Annotated in this window: 20 protein-coding genes; 3 read left to right on the top strand and 17 right to left on the bottom strand. The window is 60.9% G+C overall.

What is annotated here, in order from left to right:
• The 3 genes from ispG to dxr all read right to left on the bottom strand — a co-directional run bounded on the left by ispG (nt 1) and on the right by dxr (nt 3,617).
• Nucleotides 1–1,164, bottom strand: a complete 1,164-nt coding sequence (gene ispG, locus HMPREF2617_RS09225) for a flavodoxin-dependent (E)-4-hydroxy-3-methylbut-2-enyl-diphosphate synthase (RefSeq protein WP_070422393.1) — start codon at nt 1,162–1,164, stop codon at nt 1–3.
• 20 nt (nt 1,165–1,184) lie between these two features.
• A complete protein-coding gene (locus HMPREF2617_RS09220) occupies nt 1,185–2,393 on the bottom strand; it encodes a M50 family metallopeptidase (RefSeq protein ID WP_070483891.1) in 1,209 nt (402 codons plus the stop codon).
• Nucleotides 2,394–2,456: 63 nt separating this feature from the next.
• Nucleotides 2,457–3,617, bottom strand: a complete 1,161-nt coding sequence (gene dxr, locus HMPREF2617_RS09215; RefSeq protein WP_070840564.1) for a 1-deoxy-D-xylulose-5-phosphate reductoisomerase — start codon at nt 3,615–3,617, stop codon at nt 2,457–2,459.
• Nucleotides 3,618–3,813: 196 nt separating this feature from the next.
• Between dxr and HMPREF2617_RS09210 the strand changes: the two genes are divergently transcribed.
• Nucleotides 3,814–4,302 (top strand): DUF2631 domain-containing protein, encoded by a 489-nt coding sequence (locus HMPREF2617_RS09210; protein WP_083279402.1) that lies wholly within the window; start codon nt 3,814–3,816, stop codon nt 4,300–4,302.
• A 75-nt stretch (nt 4,303–4,377) separates the two neighbouring features.
• On the opposite strand, the gene rlmN is transcribed toward HMPREF2617_RS09210, so the two are convergent.
• From rlmN to frr, 3 genes are read right to left on the bottom strand one after another with little or no spacing between them, the layout of a single operon-like run.
• The gene (gene rlmN, locus HMPREF2617_RS09205) at nt 4,378–5,481 is read right to left on the bottom strand and encodes a dual-specificity RNA methyltransferase RlmN (RefSeq protein WP_070422268.1); all 1,104 of its coding nucleotides are present in this window, start codon (nt 5,479–5,481) and stop codon (nt 4,378–4,380) included.
• A 55-nt stretch (nt 5,482–5,536) separates the two neighbouring features.
• Nucleotides 5,537–6,445 (bottom strand): phosphatidate cytidylyltransferase, encoded by a 909-nt coding sequence (locus tag HMPREF2617_RS09200; RefSeq protein ID WP_070422267.1) that lies wholly within the window; start codon nt 6,443–6,445, stop codon nt 5,537–5,539.
• A gap of 1 nt (nt 6,446) precedes the next feature.
• Nucleotides 6,447–7,004 (bottom strand): ribosome recycling factor, encoded by a 558-nt coding sequence (gene frr, locus HMPREF2617_RS09195; RefSeq protein WP_070422266.1) that lies wholly within the window; start codon nt 7,002–7,004, stop codon nt 6,447–6,449.
• 74 nt (nt 7,005–7,078) lie between these two features.
• On the opposite strand from frr, the gene HMPREF2617_RS09190 reads away from it, so the two are divergent.
• Nucleotides 7,079–8,158 (top strand): amidase family protein, encoded by a 1,080-nt coding sequence (locus tag HMPREF2617_RS09190; RefSeq protein ID WP_141763041.1) that lies wholly within the window; start codon nt 7,079–7,081, stop codon nt 8,156–8,158.
• Here HMPREF2617_RS09190 and pyrH read toward each other — a convergent pair.
• From pyrH to rpsB, 3 genes are all read right to left on the bottom strand, one after another.
• The gene (pyrH, locus tag HMPREF2617_RS09185) at nt 8,147–8,830 is read right to left on the bottom strand and encodes a UMP kinase (RefSeq protein WP_070422390.1); all 684 of its coding nucleotides are present in this window, start codon (nt 8,828–8,830) and stop codon (nt 8,147–8,149) included. The genes HMPREF2617_RS09190 and pyrH overlap by 12 nt on opposite strands.
• A 225-nt stretch (nt 8,831–9,055) precedes the next feature.
• Nucleotides 9,056–9,874: a translation elongation factor Ts gene (tsf, locus tag HMPREF2617_RS09180; protein WP_070450990.1), complete on the bottom strand. Its 819-nt coding sequence runs from the start codon at nt 9,872–9,874 to the stop codon at nt 9,056–9,058.
• 231 nt (nt 9,875–10,105) lie between these two features.
• Nucleotides 10,106–11,023: a 30S ribosomal protein S2 gene (rpsB, locus tag HMPREF2617_RS09175; protein WP_070614557.1), complete on the bottom strand. Its 918-nt coding sequence runs from the start codon at nt 11,021–11,023 to the stop codon at nt 10,106–10,108.
• A gap of 330 nt (nt 11,024–11,353) precedes the next feature.
• Here rpsB and HMPREF2617_RS09170 point away from each other — a divergent pair, with 330 nt between their 5' ends.
• Nucleotides 11,354–11,884, top strand: a complete 531-nt coding sequence (locus HMPREF2617_RS09170; protein WP_083323258.1) for a M23 family metallopeptidase — start codon at nt 11,354–11,356, stop codon at nt 11,882–11,884.
• Here the strand turns inward: HMPREF2617_RS09170 and HMPREF2617_RS09165 are convergent.
• From HMPREF2617_RS09165 to rplS, 8 genes are all read right to left on the bottom strand, one after another.
• Entirely contained in the window at nt 11,847–12,746 is a 900-nt protein-coding gene (locus tag HMPREF2617_RS09165; protein WP_070840562.1) for a tyrosine recombinase XerC, read from the bottom strand. The two genes, HMPREF2617_RS09170 and HMPREF2617_RS09165, sit on opposite strands and share 38 nt — an antisense overlap.
• Nucleotides 12,747–12,787: 41 nt before the next feature.
• A complete protein-coding gene (gene dprA / locus HMPREF2617_RS09160) occupies nt 12,788–13,963 on the bottom strand; it encodes a DNA-processing protein DprA (RefSeq protein WP_070840561.1) in 1,176 nt (391 codons plus the stop codon).
• The gene (locus HMPREF2617_RS09155; RefSeq protein WP_070840560.1) at nt 13,960–15,483 is read right to left on the bottom strand and encodes a YifB family Mg chelatase-like AAA ATPase; all 1,524 of its coding nucleotides are present in this window, start codon (nt 15,481–15,483) and stop codon (nt 13,960–13,962) included. The genes dprA and HMPREF2617_RS09155 overlap by 4 nt, the downstream gene beginning before the upstream one ends.
• On the bottom strand, nt 15,470–15,850 hold the full coding sequence (locus HMPREF2617_RS09150) for a YraN family protein (RefSeq protein WP_070422259.1): 381 nt from the start codon (nt 15,848–15,850) through the stop codon (nt 15,470–15,472). The genes HMPREF2617_RS09155 and HMPREF2617_RS09150 overlap by 14 nt, the downstream gene beginning before the upstream one ends.
• 73 nt (nt 15,851–15,923) lie before the next feature.
• On the bottom strand, nt 15,924–16,229 hold the full coding sequence (locus HMPREF2617_RS09145; protein ID WP_070422258.1) for a DUF2469 domain-containing protein: 306 nt from the start codon (nt 16,227–16,229) through the stop codon (nt 15,924–15,926).
• Nucleotides 16,226–16,876, bottom strand: a complete 651-nt coding sequence (locus HMPREF2617_RS09140) for a ribonuclease HII (RefSeq protein WP_070840559.1) — start codon at nt 16,874–16,876, stop codon at nt 16,226–16,228. The genes HMPREF2617_RS09145 and HMPREF2617_RS09140 overlap by 4 nt, the downstream gene beginning before the upstream one ends.
• Nucleotides 16,877–16,880: 4 nt before the next feature.
• Entirely contained in the window at nt 16,881–17,639 is a 759-nt protein-coding gene (lepB, locus tag HMPREF2617_RS09135) for a signal peptidase I (protein WP_070840613.1), read from the bottom strand.
• 177 nt (nt 17,640–17,816) lie between these two features.
• Nucleotides 17,817–18,164: a 50S ribosomal protein L19 gene (gene rplS, locus HMPREF2617_RS09130; protein ID WP_070422256.1), complete on the bottom strand. Its 348-nt coding sequence runs from the start codon at nt 18,162–18,164 to the stop codon at nt 17,817–17,819.
• Between the last annotated feature and the right edge of the window lie 14 nt (nt 18,165–18,178).

Below are 18,178 nucleotides of genomic sequence, written 5' to 3'. Positions count from 1 at the left end.
CTAGCGGGTGACCTTGACCTCAGCCTTGGCGCCAGCGACCTCCTCGAGGCCCTGCTCCTCAGCAATACGCAGCGCGTGAGCAATCAGCGTTTCCACAATCTTCGACTCCGGCACGGTCTCCACAACCTCGCCCTTGACAAAGATCTGGCCCTTACCGTTACCGGAAGCTACACCAAGGTCAGCGTCGCGCGCCTCGCCCGGACCGTTGACAACACAGCCCATGACGGCCACACGCAGCGGGAACTCCATGCCATCCAGGCCAGCGGTGACCTCCTCGGCCAACTTGTACACGTCCACCTGGGCGCGACCACAGGACGGGCAGGAAACGATCTCCAACTTGCGCGGACGCAAGTTCATCGACTGCAGAATCTGGTCACCGACCTTGATCTCTTCCACCGGGTCAGCGGAAAGAGACACACGAATCGTGTCGCCGATACCCTGCGACAACAGGGCACCGAAGGCGACGGACGACTTAATCGTGCCCATGAACTTCGGACCAGCTTCCGTCACACCGAGGTGCAACGGGTAATCCGTCTTCTCTGCCAACTGGCGGTACGCCTCGACCATCAGCACCGGGTCCGAGTGCTTTACGGAAATCGCAATATCGCCGTAGCCGTACTCTTCGAACAAGCCAGCCTCGTAGATCGCGGACTCCACCAGCGCTTCTGGCGTGGCCTTGCCGTACTTCTCCAGCAGGCGCTTATCCAGCGAGCCACCGTTGACGCCGATACGGATCGGGATGCCTGCGTCACCGGCTGCCTTTGCAACCTCCTTGACGCGGCCGTCGAACTCCTTGATGTTGCCCGGGTTCACACGCACAGCTGCGCAACCGGCGTCGATCGCAGCGAAGATGTACTTCGGCTGGAAGTGAATATCGGCGATCACCGGGATCGGCGACTTCGCAGCAATTGCTGGCAACGCTTCCGCATCGACCGTCTTCGGGCACGCGACACGCACAATGTCGCAGCCAGCCGTGGTCAACTGCGCAATCTGCTGCAAGGTGGCGTTGATGTCGTGCGTCTTCGTCGTGGTCATCGACTGCACCGTGATCGGGTGATCGGAGCCAACACCGACACCTCCAACCATCAGTTGGCGGGTCTTACGACGTGGGGCCAGGGTGGGTGCCGGACCTTCAGGGATGCCTAATCCGATGGGGGTACTCATGGTGGATAACTCTAGCACCGTCACCCAAAAAGATTGACGGGGTTCACCACGTCTGCCGCCATCACCAACACACCGACAACAAGCAGCAGCGCCGCCATGAAATAGGTCAGTGGCATCAGCTTCTCGTAGTTTGCCGGGCCGACTGGTGGCAGGCCACGGAGTCGTCGCAAAGCATTGCGAATCTTCTCGTAAATAACCACCGCAATATGGCCACCATCAAGCGGTGGAAGCGGCACGAGATTAAACAACGCCAGGAAGAAGTTCAGGCTCGCCAGCATCATCCAAAACGCCGGCCACTGGTCGCGCTCCACCAGCTCGCCGCCGGTGCGCGAGGCCCCAATCACACTGATCGGGCCCTCAATGTCGCGCTCCCCGCCGAAGATCGATGCGACAACCCCCGGGATCTTGCCCGGAAACGCCATCAACCCGTCAACGGACGCACGAAGCATCTGACCGGTAAACTTGGCCGTCGCCGGCACCGCCTCGACAGGCCCGAATTGCTTCACCGCATCCTTGACCGGAGCTGCGGCGATGCCCACCGCGCCGACGTCGATACGCTCGCCCGTCGAAGGATCGATGCGCTCGACCCGCGCCACGGGGACATCAATGCTTTGCGACGACCCACCGCGCTCCACCTCAAGCGCGACCATCTCCCCCGGACGCTGCGCAACATAAGTACGCAGATCCGCGAATGTCTCGATTGGTTCGTCGTCGACCGCAACCAACGTGTCGCCCACCTGTACACCCGCTTGGCCCGCAGGACCAGGTCCGCTGCACTCCGCCAGAGTTTTCTCATCCACCTGGTCGGCAACACAGACGACCTGGCCCACCTTCGGGGTGAAATCCGCGTACGGGTTCCGGATACCTGATGAGACAGCAACCCCAAAAATGATCACGACGCCGATCAAGATGTTCATCACGATCCCGCCGGAGAGCACCGCAATACGCTGCCACGCAGGCTTTTTCACCATCGCGTGCGGCGCTTCCTCCTCGGTGACCGGATCCATCGCCGTCATCCCCGCAATGTCACAGAACCCACCGAACGGCAGCGCAGCAATCCCATACTCTGTTCCGCCCCGTTTCACCGACCACAACGTTGGCCCGAAACCGACAAAAAACCGGCGCACTCGCATGCCAAACGCACGCGCAGTGAACATGTGGCCTGCTTCGTGCAGCGCAATCGAAGCAGTGATTGCAAGCGCGAAAAGCACAATCCCCAACACACTCATCGCGCTTCACCCCACAGCACACACAGCGAAGAGGTGCGGGCACACCGCCCGCACCTCAAGGGTCTAACGCTCAATGCGCGCAATCGCCGCGGCGACTCGCTCACGCGTACGGGATTCAACCCGCATCACATCAAACACATCGCTCGGGACTGCGGCGAACTCGTCCGCCTCGTCCAGGACCTCCCCGATAATGTCCACGATCTCCGGGAACTTAATGCGACCCGCGAAGAACGCCTCTACCGCTGCTTCGTTAGCAGCGTTGTAAATAGCCGGGTACGGATCACCCTTCTTGGTCACCTCACGGGCCAGACGCACAGCAGGGAACACCTCGTTGTCCAGCGGCTCAAACTCCCACGAGAATGCCTGCGAGAAGTCCAACGGCTCCTGCACATCCGGCACACGGTTCGGCCAATCCAGCGCGTGTGCGATAGGCAGCTTCATCGACGGCCGCGAAGCCTGCGCAAGCGTTGCACCGTCCGTAAACGTGACCAACGAGTGAATCACGGACTGCGGGTGAATCGTGACGTCGATCTTGTCCGGATCCATGTCGAACAACATGGCCGCCTCAATCAGCTCAAGGCCCTTGTTCACCAGAGTCGAAGAGTTAATGGTGTTCATCGTTCCCATCGACCAGGTCGGGTGCACCACGGCCTCTTCCGTGGTCACCTCCATGAGCCCCTCGCGCTCCCAGCCACGGAACGGACCACCCGATGCGGTAAGAACAAGGCGAGCGATTTCGCTACGGCGAGTGCCGCGCATGCACTGCGCCATTGCCGAGTGCTCCGAATCCACCGGAACAATCTGACCGGGCTTTGCAGCGTCGAGCACGATACGGCCACCCGCCACAAGCGATTCTTTGTTAGCCAACGCAAGTGTCGCATCCGAGCGCAGCGCAGCCATGGTTGCCGGCAGGCCCGAGGCACCAACGAGTGCGTTGAGCACCACATCAGCCTCCTGCGATTCAACGAGCGCAGCAGCCGAGTTCTCGCCAGTGATCACGTAACCACCAAGCGCACGGGAGACTTCCTTCGCACCCTCAATATTGCGCACGGCAATCTGGTCGGCGCTCAGGCCAAACTCCTGCGCCTGCTCAATGGCACTCTTAGGATTGGCGCCACCAATGGCAATCCCGACAATGTTGAACTTGTCGCGGTTTTCGCGGATCACCTCCACAGCCTGTGAGCCAATGGAACCGGTCGAACCTAAAATTACAACGTTTCGCACGCAACCATTGTGACACGTTTTGATTCATTTCGGCACTTGAACAGGATTAAACCCCCGAGGTGGTGCGAAAGTTTGAACACATTGGGGGCTATTGTCACCTTTTTCGCGCTCTGTGTGCGATGATGGGCAGCGATAGTTTCATCATTTCCAGGTGATCGTGTTTGCGATCGATCCCGTGTTAACAAGGAGCGTTGCAGTGGCCCACGCAAAGGAAAGCGCACCCCAGGTGTACAACGGTGTATCCGAGGCTGACGTCCCGTCCGCCAAATTTGGTTGGAGTGCGCTGAGCGACCGCGCCATCCAGCTGGCAGGTTGGATTTCCGTCGCGTTCCTCGTCGCCTACAACTTTGGCAACCACCAGGGCCACGTTGAGACCATCTGGCTCATCGCACTGGCCGTCCTCATTGCTCTCGCCCTGATCCTTCTGGCTACCAAGCCGAAGCTCAACCAGGTGCGTACCGTGACGTCGCACAACAAGCCGGTCGGCTACGTGGAGCGTGACTGGACCTACGACCAGGCCACCCTCTCCGGCGATGTCTACGAGTCGCTGACCGATAGCCAGCTGCGCGCCCTCAACATCGAGCCGAGCCGTGTTGCACACCTGCGCAACGCCGCACCGGCACAGGCACGCGAAAACGTAGAGGTCATCGAGGTCGAGTCCAAGACCGGCAAGCACGCCCTCTAAAATCTTTTCGACGAAATACCGCCGCACCTTCCAACGAAGGTGCGGCGGTATTTTCATGCCGTCTGCCTGAGCGGACTAGCCAGTTTTTTCGTCGGCTGCCAACTGCCCGCAGGCAGCCGCGATCTCCTGGCCCTTGGTGTCGCGCACCGTGCAAGGCACGCCTTGGGCGATCACACGGCGGACGAACTCGTCCTGCCGATCCTTCGGCGACGCATCCCACTTCGATCCCGGTGTCGGGTTGAGCGGAATGAGATTGACGTGCACCAGCGAACCCAACGCGCTGTGAAGCTTCTTGCCCAACATATCTGCGCGGAAGTTCTGATCGTTCATGTCGCGAATCAAGGCGTACTCAATGGAGACACGGCGCCCCGTCTGGTCCGCGTAGTAGCGGGCCGCATCAAGCACTTCGGCTACCTCGAAGCGGTTGTTGACTGGGACCAACTCGTCGCGCAATTCATCGTCCGGTGTGTGCAGACTCACTGCGAGTGTGCAGGACAGCCCTTCATCCGCGAGCATACGAATCTGCGGTGCAAGTCCGACAGTGGATACCGTCACGTTGCGCTGAGAGATGCCAAAGCCAGCAGGCGACGGCTGCGTAATCTGGCGAACAGCAGAGACCACACGCTTGTAGTTAGCCAGCGGCTCCCCCATCCCCATAAACACAATGTTGGATAGGCGGGAGCCTTCCGCCTCCATCATCGCGGCTGCAGCGCGCACCTGGTCCACGATCTCCGCGGTGGACAGGTTACGGTCCAGGCCACCCTGACCGGTCGCACAGAACGGGCATGCCATGCCGCAGCCAGCCTGCGAGGAGATGCACAACGTCGCGCGACCTGGGTAACGCATCAGCACCGACTCCAGCAAGATGCCATCGTGCAGACGCCACAGCGTCTTCGTGGTATCACCGTTGTCGGTCTCCACGGTGCGCACGGGAGTCAACAACGTGGGAAAAAGTGCGTCCTTGACAAGCTGACGCTGGTTCTCGGGCAGATCCGTCATCGTCAGCGGATCCGCCTCAAACTTGCCGTAATAGTGACGCGCGATCTGATCAGCACGGAACTTCGGCAGCCCGAGTTCCTTCAACGCGTCGATTCGCTCCTGTGCCGACAAATCAGCGAAGTGCTTCGGCGGCATGCCACGCTTTGGGGCGAGCAGTTTGATCTCGGGAAAATCACTCATAGTGCGCCCCATCTTTGCATGTCGCACGAATGTTTTCGAATTACTAGGTCTGTGCTTAGGCGCTCATAAGCGTGATGGTCGTGAGCAGGATGTAGGTCGCCGCTGCTGCGGGAAGCATCCCGTCAAGTCGATCCATGATGCCACCATGCCCTGGCAGCAGGTTGGACATGTCTTTGATGCCCAGTTCACGCTTGAACTGGCTTTCCACCAAATCGCCCATCGTCGCGCAAATCACTAAAGCGATGCCGAGCACTACGCCCATCCACCACGGGCCGTGAATGAGCAGCGTGACCACCAAGATGCCGGTAATACTTCCGGCAACGATCGACCCAGCGAAGCCTTCCCAGGACTTGTTCGGGCTAATTGCCGGCGCCATCGGGTGCGAGCCAAACATCACGCCTGCAGCAAAACCACCCACATCGCTGGCAACAACGCACAGCATGAACGCCACAATGTAGGCGGAACCATCCACCCCACCTTGGCTAATCAAGGAAATCATTGCGGCGAACGTGCCAAACAGCGGAATCCACGCAAGCACGAACAGACTCACTGCCGTGTCGCGCAGGTAGTTCTCTGGTCGCTTGTTCCTGCCCTGGTGGAACATCCCCCAGAACATGACAACGAGAACGGTGAAGGCAAAACCCGCCACGAGCCCTGTAGTGCCATACGGCACGGAGGACCACAGCATGAGTTGGGCCATGATGATCAGCAGTGTGCGCGGCTGCTGGTAACCAGCTTCCCGCAGCCGGGTCATCACCTCCCACATCGCTCCTGCTACAGCGACGGCGACAAGTGGGTACCAGGCTTTGGGTCCCACCCATACGGCGGCAATGACAATCGCGCCGAGCACAACACCGGTCGTAATGGCGGTCGGCAGATCACGCCCCGGATTGTTCTTCGGCTTCGGCGCATGCACCGGCCAGCGGCTCGGCGTGGCGCGCTCCTCCTGATCAGCAGCAGGCACGCTAGACCTCCAGCAGTTCGGCTTCCTTACGCTGAACGATCTCATCGACCTGAGCAACGTAGGACTGGGTGGTCTTGTCCAGCGCCTTCTCGGCGGTTACGACCTCATCCTCACCAGCGTCGCCGTCTTTCTGAATCTTCTTCAGCGCTTCCATGCCCTGGCGACGGATATTACGGATGGCAATCTTGCCGTCCTCGCCCTTCTGCTTCGCCTGCTTCACCAGGTCACGGCGGCGTTCTTCGGTGAGCTGCGGGATAGACACTCGGATGACCTGGCCGTCATCCGTCGGGTTCACACCGAGATCAGAGTTGCGGATTGCGTTCTCGATCTCACCCATGGTGGACATGTCGTACGGCTTGATCAGCAGCATGCGCGGCTCCGGCACGGAAATCGTCGCCATCTGGTTAATCGGCGTCGGCGCACCGTAGAAGTCAGCCATCACACCGTTGAACATCGCCGGGTTCGCACGTCCGGTACGAATCGTGGCCAACTCGTCACGAGCGTGCTCAACAGAGGCGGTCATGCGCTCTTCGGCATCCAGCAATACGTCATCAATCATGGGGAAAACCCTACCTTTTCTCTATTCGGCGTCCCTACTAACCTACCAGCGCGACTGGCACCTACACTGGCGCCATGCTGCATCCCGCGTTCACGTTGCCCCCAAGCACACACACGCGGCCGCGCCCAAACGTTGGACGTCTGGCTGGTTGGCAGATTCCGGTCAAAGACGGCACCGACGTTGCTGGCATGACCACTACCCACGGCAGCCCGGCACGCGCCTACACCGCAACAGCAACCGATCCGTTTATCTCCAACCTTTTGGCGCAAGGCGTCGCCATCCACGGCAAGACACTGACGTCGGAATTGGGAGCGACCTGTTATGCGGAGCGCCCCGACGTTCCCGTGCTCGAGTCGCCGGCCTACCCCGGCTGCACCCCAGGAGGGTCGTCTACCGGTGCCGCAGTTGTCGTGGCCGACGGCACCGTTCGCGCCGCACACGGCACCGATGCAGGCGGATCCATACGCGTACCTGCAGCGGCCTGCGAGATCGTCGGCTTCAAACCCGCAAGCAAAGGTATCGCCGCGCACGGGTTTCTCACCCAAGATGTCTCGGACCAATTCACGTTATGGGGTTGGCACCGCCGCATCAAAGGCAAGCGGCTCCGAATCGGTGTGCTCACCGACGGTATCTTCGCGCGGCCGGATGTGGAGGATCGGCGAGGTGCGCTCGTCGAAAAGCTTGCGAGTGCTGTCGACTTTGAAGTGGTGCAGCTCAAGCCGTATCGCGAATCGCTGGAAACCTACGCCCACTTCACGACCACAATCACCGCGAGTTTCAACCTGACGGATCCGCTCGACAGCGAATACATCGGCTGGCTCGTCGAGCAATCCCACAAGCTGACCAACAGCGACCTTGACGCCGCCGAGCAACACCGCCGGGATTTACCTCACCTCATCGCCTCCCAATGGGACGTCGATGTAGTGCTCTCCCCCACGCTCGCGTTCGCACCACCCCGGATCGGCTATTTCCCCTCTCTCACGCCAGAAGCGAGCTTCCACGCGCAAACCGAATGGTCACCGTGGTGCTCGCTGTACAACATGCTTGGCACCCCTGCGATTGCACTCGGCGGGGTGCACCTTGGCAGCCTTACGCTCACCGGGCCAGAACTGCTCACGGTGGCGCAGCATATTGAGACGCTGTTAGGCGACTAGCGTGCCTACCTGCTCGCCGCCAACCGCGCGGGCGATGTTTCCTTCCTTAAGCAGGTTAAACACCAGAATCGGCATGTTGTTGTCCATACAGAGACTAAATGCGGTGGCATCCGCAACCTTGAGGCCAAGTTCAATGACCTCGCGCGGGGAAATCTCGGAGTAGAGCTTCGCATCGGGGTTCTCGCGCGGGTCGGAGTCGTAGACACCGTCCACACCCTTAGCCATGAGCAGCACCTCGCAGCCGATCTCCAGCGCACGCTGCGCGGCCGTGGTGTCCGTGGAGAAGTACGGCATACCCATACCCGCACCGAAGATGACCACGCGGCCCTTCTCCAGGTGGCGTGCTGCACGCAGTGGCAGGTACGGCTCTGCAATCTGCGCCATGTTGATCGAAGTTTGGACGCGGCAATCGATGCCCATCTGCTGCAAGAAGTCCTGCAACGCAAGGCAGTTCATGACAGTGCCGAGCATGCCCATGTAGTCCGAGCGCGCACGGTCCATGCCGCGCTGCTGCAGCTGAGCGCCGCGGAAGAAGTTGCCGCCACCGATCACGACAGCGACCTCGGTGCCGGAGCGCGCGACATCTGCGATCTGGCGGGCGACGGACTCGACTACGTCGGGGTCGATGCCAACTTTGCCGCCGCCGAACATCTCACCCCCCAGCTTCAGCATGACTCGCTTGAAACCTGTGCGGTTGGGGTTGAGGTCAGTCACCGAAAACGCTCCTTTGCGCGGATCAGCCAATTGCAAAATGTTCGGAACCGATCTTAGCCACGCAACGCGTTGAGTTCAGAACTGCTTGCTTAACGACGACAACCCCGCACCACCCGTCCCCCTAATCGGGACAGACAGTACGGGGTTGCACCGCGTGTGAGGCTATGAAACCTCTCGCCTGGCTTATGCCTGGCCGACCTCGAAGCGGACGAAGTCGGTGATCTCGATGCCGTTCTCGTCAGCGAACTGCTTCACGGTCTTCTTGGAGTCAGCCAGGGACGGCTGGTCGAGCAGGACGACGTCCTTGAAGAAGCCACCCATGCGGCCCTCGACAATCTTCTCGATGGCTGCTTCCGGCTTGCCCTCGTTGCGGGTGATCTCTTCCTGAACCGCACGCTCCTTCTCAACAACGTCGGCCGGGACAGCCTCCTTGTTGAGGTAACGAGCCTTCATTGCAGCGATCTGCAGAGCCACCTGGTGTGCAGCCTCAGCGTTGTCACCGTTGTAGGCAACGAGTACGCCAACTGCCGGCGGAAGGTCAGCAGCCTTCTGGTGCAGGTACTTGGCAATGTTGTCGCCTTCGATGGTGGCAGCGCGACGCAGCTCGAGCTTCTCGCCGATCTTTGCGGAGAGGCGCTCCAGCACCTCGTGTGCGGTCTCACCGTTGACGTCGGCCTTTGCCAGCTCCTCCTGGGAGTTCGCCTTCACTGCAGCAGCAGCCTCAGCGATCTGGCTGGCGATGTCCTTGAACTCCTGGTTCTTCGCCACGAAGTCGGTCTCGGAGTTGATCTCCACGATGGTGTTGCCGGAAACAGCAACGAGGCCCTCGAGGGCGTTGCGCTCAGCGCGCTTGCCCACGTCCTTCGCACCCTTGATGCGGAGGTTCTCAACGGCCTTGTCGAAGTCGCCGTCGGTTTCCTCGAGTGCCTTCTTGCAGTCGAGCATGCCGGAGCCGGTGATCTCGCGGAGCTTCTTGACGTCAGCAGCAGTGTAGTTCGCCATATTGGGCGATCCTCCTCGTGAAAGTTTTACGTAAAGGTATTCAACCGTTTCAAGCGTAGCCGACGATCTGGCCGGCGGCATGACTTGCCACGTGTGGAAAATACGAACACCCCGGTCCGCCGCGTCCCGGCCGGTAATCGGCGGACGTGAGCGGAACGCGGGGTGTGCGTGAATCCTGGCCGAAGCCAGGCGGCTTACGCCTGGGTTGCGGACTTGCAGTGTCCTTGAGACTTAGGCGTCCTTGCCCTCAGCCTGCTCAGCAGCGCGGACGGCTGCCGGCTGCTCGACCTCTGCAACTTCCTGCGGGGCAGCGGTCTCTGCGGCAGCAGCAGCCTTAGCGGCATCTGCTGCGGAAACATCGTCGGAAGCAGCGGCCTGTGCAGCAGCCTCGGCTGCCTCAGCCTGACGCTTCGCGTCGGTGTCGCCTGCAGCGTCACGTGCAGCTGCGAGCTGACGCTCTTCGCGCTGCTGCTTACCAGCGATGACAGCCTCGCCCACGACGTGGGTGAGCAGCTTGACAGCGCCGATGGCGTCGTCGTTGCCCGGGATCGGGAAATCGACAACATCCGGGTCGCAGTTCGTGTCCAGAACAGCGACGACCGGGATGCGAAGCTTCTGCGCCTCGTTGACGGCGATGTGCTCCTTGTTGGTGTCCACGATCCAGAGAGCGGACGGAGCCTTGGTCATCTCAGAGATGCCACCCAGGACACGCTCGAGCTTCACGCGCTCGCGGGTCAGCATGAGGATTTCCTTCTTGCCGCGACCTGCGTAGCCGTCCTCGGCTGCGTCCATCGCCTGAAGTTCCTTCATGCGACCGATACGCTTGGATACGGTCTGGAAGTTGGTGAGCATGCCACCCAGCCAGCGGTGCGTGACGTACGGCATGCCGACACGCTGCGCCTCTTCCTGGATCGGCTCCTGTGCCTGCTTCTTGGTGCCGACGAACAGGATGGTGCCGCCGTGTGCGACGGTTTCCTTGACAAACTCGTATGCCTCATCGATGTAGGTCAGCGTCTGCTGCAGGTCGATGATGTAGATGCCGTTGCGCTCCGTGAAGATGAAGCGACGCATCTTCGGGTTCCAGCGACGCGTCTGGTGACCAAAGTGGACACCTGCGTCGAGGAGTTCACGCATGGTTACAACTGCCATGGGAATGTCTCCTTCGGAGAAAGTAGTTCGGTTACTTATAAGTCTCACGTGCGGGTTTTTATCCCTCACCCTGGCACCGTGCCTGCCCCGCACCCCTGTGAGAGGGACCGTTGCTGAGCAGCCATTGTTCGGCGCGCGTAGTCAATCTATGCAGCGCTCTACGGTGCTGCACAAACTGCCCCGGCAACCTTACCCGTATGAGCCCTAAAAACCTAAACTCATCTGCAACGTTGTGGATAACTTCCCCTGGAGTCACACTAACCACTCCCGTTATCCACAGATTTTGCGCAGACCCTGTTCTTTTCCGCGCCGCAATGGTCCTTTGAGAGCATGCATTGCCTATCGACGACACCACGCACCACCACAGCCACCATCCTGCTAGGAGTCCTACTGTGGTGCTCCCCCGCCACCGCCCTTGCCTGGGTCGATCCCTCGGCAGGCACACCGTATCCCCGCGCGGTATCCCGTCCTGCGTCAATCCCGGAGGAAAATTGGAAGCCTGGCCACCGTGGCGTGGATCTGCCTTTGAAGCTCAACGCGCCTGTGCTCGCTGCGGGCGACGGGGTTGTGGCGTTCGTCGGCACTGTCGCGGGCACTCCTGTGATCTCGATTGACCACCCAGGGGGCATTCGCACCACCTACCAGCCAGTGCGCTCAGACCTCAAGGCTGGCGACAACGTTACGGAAGGCCACATCATTGGCAGACTTGCGCGCGCCACAAGCCACTTTGCTGGCGAACACGACGGACTGCACTGGGGTGCGCTTACAGGACCTGACAGGTACATCGATCCGTTCACGCTGCTGGAGCCACCGAGAATACGACTTAAGCCCGTGGATGCGCCTGGTCGTAGACGTTTTTGAGGCGCTGCGCCGAGACGTGTGTGTAGATTTGCGTGGTTTGCAGGCTTGAGTGCCCAAGCATTTCCTGCACAACACGCAGATCCGCCCCGCCTTCGAGCATGTGCGTCGCGGCAGTGTGGCGAAGGGTGTGCGGACTGATGTCGCTGACACCGGCACGTTGCCCGGCGCGCTCGACAACGCGGCGCACTTGGCGTTGGTCGATGCGCCCGCCACGGGATCCGACGAATACCGCATCCCCTGCCTTGCCATTGGCCAGTTCGGAGCGCCCGAACTCGAGCCACTCGTTGAGCGCCAGTGTTGCTTCGCGCCCGAACGGGACGACGCGTTGTTTGTTGCCCTTGCCGGTCACGCGGGCAAGCCCGCGAGCCAGGTCAATGTCGGAGAGGTTGAGACCGGTGAGTTCGCCAACACGCATGCCGGTGGCGTAGAGCAGCTCGAGCATGGCTCGGTCGCGGAAGTGTTCGGCGGGGTGGGCGTCGTCGGCGGTATCCGCCTCGACGAGTTCTGTGGCACGCTCCCCGCGTACGACGTTGGGCAGCGCGCGGTTCACTTTTGGCGCTTTGAGGCGGGCTGCTGCGTCGTGGTCGATGTAGCCCTGGCGGTACGCCCAGGTAGAGAATGCGCGCGCGGCTGCGGTTCTGCGCGCAAGGGTGGCTCGGCTGCGCCCGGCGGTCAGTGCGTCGGCCAGCCAGGTGCGAAGCACCTCCAGGGTGAACGCGTCGAAGGTGTCTGCGTACCCGGCGAGTGTCGCCAGGTCGGAGACATACCCCTTCACTGTGTTTGGGGAGCGCCCGAGCACAAGCGAGGCGTAATCGGCGAAATCGCCGACGGCCGCCTGCACTTGCCCTACGGTTTCACTCATGTCGCAGGAGTTTACTCCCTAACCAATATTCACTTGGTTATTCACTCGGTGCGGGACCACTCCTTCCGCTCGCGCTGCACCACTCCCCGTTTAGCGAGATCCATCAGGATATGCACCGCCAGTCCGATGGAAAGGCCAGCATCTGCCGCGATCTCTTCAGCCGTTCGCGATCCTTCGCCTGCTCGTGGCAGTGCGTCGTAAATGCGCAGTTCGTTGTGGCTGAGTTGCTGCGTCAATGTCGGCGGGTACTTCATTTCCATCTGTTCACCCGCATCGAACGCTCCCATGCGTTGGATGTGTTCGTGGATCTGATCGGCGTTGAGCACCATGGTGGCCTGCTCGTTCCGAATGGCGAGATTCGTGCCGAGCGACTCCGTTGCAGTAATGGGGCCCGGCACTGCCATCGTTTGTTTATTCATTGCATTAGCCCACTTCAACGTGTTTAACGCACCTGAGCGAAACGCCGCTTCCACCAGCAGGGTGCCCTGGGTCAGCCCTGCTACGAGACGGTTACGGGTGAGGAACCGGTGCCGGTCCGGGGTCGTGCCGGGTGGGTACTCGGTGACAATGGCTCCCCCGTTGCGCACAACCCGATCGAAGAGTGGCTCGTTGCTCAGCGGGTAGACGTACCCCGGCCCGCAGGCAGCGACCACGATAGTGGGTGCGCCGCAGTCGAGGGCCGCCTGGTGTGCGATCGTGTCAATGCCCAGCGCACCACCCGAGACGATCGTGTACTGGTGTTTTGCCAAACCCCGCACAAGGTCATCGGTAGCGTGACGCCCGTACTGCGTTGCTGTTCGTGTACCGACAACGCCGACCGACTGTGCAAGTAACTTCGCAAGATCTGCGTCACCTTTTACCCACAGCGCGTGTGGTGCAATCGCTTCTTCGTTCAGGGAACGTTTTCGATCATCGTCCGGATACTCATAGTGGAACGTGGGTTTGATGTTCTCTCCAGGCCAGCCTGGCGAATCGGGAGTCAGCAACGTATATCCGGCGGCCCTAGCACGCGCGAGGTCCTGCGCAGGTTGGTCCCAGGTATAGCGGTTTTGTGTCTGCGGTCCCAGGGCCCCGATCCAGCTTGCACGCGTGCGCACACCGTGGGCAATCTCGTCCGCGCTTCGCCCGTTGGTGATGAACTCCTGAATGTGGATCGAGGGTCCCTCGACAACGCGGCTGAGATACGCCCAGGATTCTGGCGAACTTACATTCCTCATGCCGCCACCTCCTCTGGTGCGGTGCGCATATCGACGGCGCGAGCCACATGGTCGATATCCGGTTGCGCAACCCCTTCCAGATCCGCAAGCGTCCACGCCACCTTCAGGCTCCGATCCACGCCACGCTGCGTGATACTTCCGGTGCGCAGCAGCGAGGACAGGTAGGCCATCGCTGCTTCGTCCGCAGGAAATTGCTTGCGGATCAAAGTTGGGGCAACGCGAGCGTTGACGGACTCGTCGACACCAGCCTGCGACCAGCGCTCTTGGGCACGCTCGCGCGCCTGCATGACACGCTCGGCGATGACTGCCGACGACTCCGCGTCACCCGGGGTAACCACCGTGGAATCCACTGAGGTCTGGATGAACACATCCAGCCGGTCGAGCAACGGGCCGGAAACGTTGGATAAGTGCCGGGCCCGCTCAGCCACCCGACACGTGCAATTGCCGTTGACCCGCTGGCACGCACACGGGTTCGCAGCCAGAACGATTTGCGTATCAGCCGGGTAGACAACTTCCCGGCGCGAGCGCGTCAGGCGCACCTCACGCTTTTCTAGCGGGATCCGAAGCGCGTCGAGAACGTGCGCAGAAATCTCCGAGGCTTCGTCGAGGAACAGCACCCCATGGTGGGCCTGGCTGACCACCCCGGGGCGAGGCACTCCTGAACCGCCGCCGATGAGCGCCGCCCTGGTCAACGACGGATGTGGGGCGATAAACGGCCGGTTGGACACAATGCCGCCACTGGAAATTCCCGCAGCCGAGTGCAGCGCCGTGACTTCCACCATCTCCTCGATGTTCAGCGGCGGCAAGATAGAAGGCAGCCGCTCTGCCAGCATCGACTTGCCGGAGCCAGGCGGGCCGATCATCATCACGTGGTGCCCACCGGCTGCGGCGACCTCGAGGGCCTCGCGCTCCACAGTCATTCCGGCGATGTCACTGAAGTCCGCGACCGCTGCAGCGTGTTGGACCTCCGGCTCGCCGACGGTATCCAGCGTTGTCTCCCCGATGAGCCACTGCCACACCTGCGCCAGCGAATCTGCCACAAGGATGTTCTTCATGCCAAGCAGTGAGGCTTCTGCGGCGTTCTCTCGTGGAACGACGACGATGTCGGGGCCGGTGGTGGAGTCGTCGTGAAGCATTGCAATCAGCATCGGCAACACGCCGTCCACTCGGCGCAACGAACCATCCAACGCCAGCTCTCCGAGCAGCATTGTGCTCTCTAGTCTGCGCTGCACCCGCGGATCCAAACTGCCCAAGACGGCAGCTGCAATCGGTAAGTCGAAGTGCGAGCCCGTCTTCGGCAAATGCGCCGGCGACAACGACACCATGATCTTCGTACGTGGCCAAGGAAGCTGCGAGTTGGAGATCGCAGTGCGAATCCGGTCGCGCGACTCTTTCACCGCAGCATCGCCCAACCCCACCATATGGATACCCGGAAGCCCGGGCCCAACATTGGCCTCCACGGTAACGAGCCGAGCCGTGATGCCCTCGACTGTTGCGCTGATCGTGCTAGCAAGCGGCATCTTCCACCCCCAAATAACGACGAAGGACGAAATCATCGCCATCGGTGACGCACTCCACGACGTCGAAACGGATAGCGCGAACCCCCAACGCAGGATGCTCTCGCATCCACTGCGCAGCGCAACGACGCATCGTGCGCAACTTCTTCGCAGTGACCGCCTCCGCAGCACCGAACGCGCCACCCCTGCGCGACTTCACCTCGACGAACACAATCGTGCCGTCTTCGTCTTCAACGACTGCGTCAATCTCTCCCGCAGCAACGCGTTCTCGCTGACCAAGGACGGTATACCCTTGCTCCGCGTACCAGCGAGCTGCGGCACGTTCCCCCAATACGCCCAACTCCTGTTGGGCCGCATACCTGGCGTGCATACATTCCCCCTTATTGTCTTTAGGACCAAAACATCTGGTGCCTATTAGACGGGCAAATGCACGCCCCGGTTCCCTACTCCGGGAATGTCAGTTCGGGTTTATCCAGCTCTTCGATGTTGACGTCCTTGTAGGTGATCACACGCACGTAACGCACGAAGCGCACCGCACGGTACATGTCCCACACCCACGCATCCGACATGAGAACCTCGTAGTAGACGTCGCCACCCTCCGTGTGCGGAATCAGCTTCACCGCATTAGCCAGGTAGAAGCGGCGGTCCGTCTCCACAACGTAGGAGAACTGGCTCGCCACATCGCGGTATTCGCGGTACAGGGACAGCTCAACTTCTGCCTCGTAGTTGTCAAGATCCTCGGCGCTCATACATGACCCCTTAGCTCAGTGTGAAACCTGTCAGCGTCCCTGACGTTCGCATAACTATAACGATGTTCCGGGCTCGCCCCGTGGCGGCGCACCGCGTCCATATGCACCTTTGTTGAATAGCCCTTGTGCCCCTCCAACCCGTACTGCGGATAGTCCCGAGCCATCTCCACAACAAGCCTGTCGCGGCTCACCTTTGCCAGCACACTCGCCGCAGCGATACAACGCGCGGTGTAGTCACCGCCGACAACTGGCAGTTGCGGTGCGCGAAGCCCCGGCACACGAAACGCGTCCACGAGCACGTAACCCGGATCGACATCCAGGCCTGCGACGGCGCGACGGGCCCCATCAAGGTTGGCGTGTTGGATCCCGCGCCGATCAATCTCTGCCGCGGGGATATGAATGACGTGGTAGGAGACGGCGGCGTTGCGGATTTCGTCGAAAAGCAATTCGCGCTTCTTCGCCGTAAGCTTCTTCGAATCCGTCAACCCCTCAAGCGCAGCAATCGGCTTGGTGGGCAAAACGCACGCGGCGATGGTCACAGGGCCGAAGCACGCACCCCGGCCAGCCTCGTCGACCCCCGCCACCGGCCCCAGCCCGGCCTTGTCCAACGCGACCTCGTAGGTGCGCAACTGCTTAAGACGGCGCACTACCCTACTGCTGAATATCCGGGTCCGACACACCCTGAAGGCGGTTCAGCGGGAAGACAACCGCCTGCACCTTGCCGCGGATATTCTCCTCCGGAATAGTTCCCTGGAACTGATCCCCCAAGTGGTAGCGAGAGTCCAGCGAGTTGGTGCGGTTATCGCCCATCATGAAGTAGTGGCCTTCCGGCACCGTCACCGGGCCGAAGTACGGACCACCACACGCATCCGAACCGGTCTCCTCATCGACCGGGTAGAAGTTCGGCTGCAAGATGTATGACTGATCGATCGGCTTACCATCAACCATGACCGCCGGGTCGCCCGCCTGACACGAGACAGTCTGTCCGCCGGTAGCGATGATGCGCTTGACCAACGTGTTTTCATCCTTGGGCACCAAACCAACCCAGGAACCCACCTCCTGCAACCCACGAATCGCAGGGTTCGAAGAACGGTTGGAGGAAAAACCCGTGTTCCACGAATCCGTACCGGCGAACACGATGACATCACCCGGCTCAGGGTCCGAGAAGTAATAGCTGACCTTCTCCACAAAAATGCGGTCGCCCGAACCGTCCTCGCCGTGCAGCGTTGGCTCCATCGACGCCGACGGAATGACGTACAGCCGGCCGATAAACGTTTGCAGCACAAACATGATCACCAACGTGAGCACAACTACCACCGGGATCTCGACGTACCAGGGCAGGTTCTGCTTCTCGTCGCTGCTGTCAGCGCCGTTTGCAGCGCCGTTTGCAGCGCTGTCTGCAGTGCTCACCTCGTACGCCGCACCCTCGGCAGCGTACGGGTTGTGCGGCTTAGGGGTTTGGGGCTGCCCATTTGCGGGCACATTTGCGTTGGTCACGCCGGATAGGTTAGCACCGCACCCCGACACCCTGAGAACGCAACGTGCCCCGCCCGAGAAACTCGGACGGGGCACGTGGTGCGGCTAAGACTAGCGACGCTCCTTAATACGAGCAGCCTTACCGCGCAGATCGCGCATGTAGTACAGCTTCGCACGACGGACGTCACCCTTGCGGACGACCTCAATCTTCTCCAGGTTCGGGGAGTGCACCGGGAAGGTACGCTCAACGCCGATACCGAAGGAAACCTTGCGGACGGTGAAGGTCTCGCGGATACCGCTGCCCTGGCGACGCACAACGAAGCCAGTGAACACCTGGGTACGGGTCACAGAACCCTCGATAACCTTAACGTGAACGTCGAGGGTATCGCCCGGGCGGAAGTCCGGGATATCGTCGCGGAGCTGGCCTGCGTCAACCAGATCAATAATGCCGTTGCTCATGAAAGCAATCCTTT

The sequence above is a fragment of the Corynebacterium sp. HMSC070H05 genome, assembly GCF_001837615.1.
GTDB lineage: Bacteria > Actinomycetota > Actinomycetes > Mycobacteriales > Mycobacteriaceae > Corynebacterium > Corynebacterium coyleae.
Note: the sequence above shows the minus strand (reverse complement) of the source record. Positions and strands in the feature narration are given on the sequence as shown.

Excerpts from the sequence above, each read along its gene's own strand:
- HMPREF2617_RS09150 (WP_070422259.1), bottom strand. The coding sequence starts at position 15,850 with ATGCACGCCAGGTATGCGGCCCAACAGGAGTTGGGCGTATTGGGGGAA.
- rlmN (WP_070422268.1), bottom strand. The coding sequence starts at position 5,481 with ATGAGTGATTTTCCCGAGATCAAACTGCTCGCCCCAAAGCGTGGCATG.
- HMPREF2617_RS09165 (WP_070840562.1), bottom strand. The coding sequence starts at position 12,746 with ATGAGTGAAACCGTAGGGCAAGTGCAGGCGGCCGTCGGCGATTTCGCC.
- HMPREF2617_RS09155 (WP_070840560.1), bottom strand. The coding sequence starts at position 15,483 with ATGCCGCTTGCTAGCACGATCAGCGCAACAGTCGAGGGCATCACGGCT.
- tsf (WP_070450990.1), bottom strand. The coding sequence starts at position 9,874 with ATGGCGAACTACACTGCTGCTGACGTCAAGAAGCTCCGCGAGATCACC.
- HMPREF2617_RS09170 (WP_083323258.1), top strand. The coding sequence starts at position 11,354 with ATGCATTGCCTATCGACGACACCACGCACCACCACAGCCACCATCCTG.
- rplS (WP_070422256.1), bottom strand. The coding sequence starts at position 18,164 with ATGAGCAACGGCATTATTGATCTGGTTGACGCAGGCCAGCTCCGCGAC.
- rpsB (WP_070614557.1), bottom strand. The coding sequence starts at position 11,023 with ATGGCAGTTGTAACCATGCGTGAACTCCTCGACGCAGGTGTCCACTTT.
- ispG (WP_070422393.1), bottom strand. The coding sequence starts at position 1,164 with ATGAGTACCCCCATCGGATTAGGCATCCCTGAAGGTCCGGCACCCACC.
- HMPREF2617_RS09190 (WP_141763041.1), top strand. The coding sequence starts at position 7,079 with ATGCTGCATCCCGCGTTCACGTTGCCCCCAAGCACACACACGCGGCCG.
- pyrH (WP_070422390.1), bottom strand. The coding sequence starts at position 8,830 with ATGCTGAAGCTGGGGGGTGAGATGTTCGGCGGCGGCAAAGTTGGCATC.
- dprA (WP_070840561.1), bottom strand. The coding sequence starts at position 13,963 with ATGAGGAATGTAAGTTCGCCAGAATCCTGGGCGTATCTCAGCCGCGTT.
- HMPREF2617_RS09145 (WP_070422258.1), bottom strand. The coding sequence starts at position 16,229 with ATGAGCGCCGAGGATCTTGACAACTACGAGGCAGAAGTTGAGCTGTCC.
- HMPREF2617_RS09220 (WP_070483891.1), bottom strand. The coding sequence starts at position 2,393 with ATGAGTGTGTTGGGGATTGTGCTTTTCGCGCTTGCAATCACTGCTTCG.
- frr (WP_070422266.1), bottom strand. The coding sequence starts at position 7,004 with ATGATTGATGACGTATTGCTGGATGCCGAAGAGCGCATGACCGCCTCT.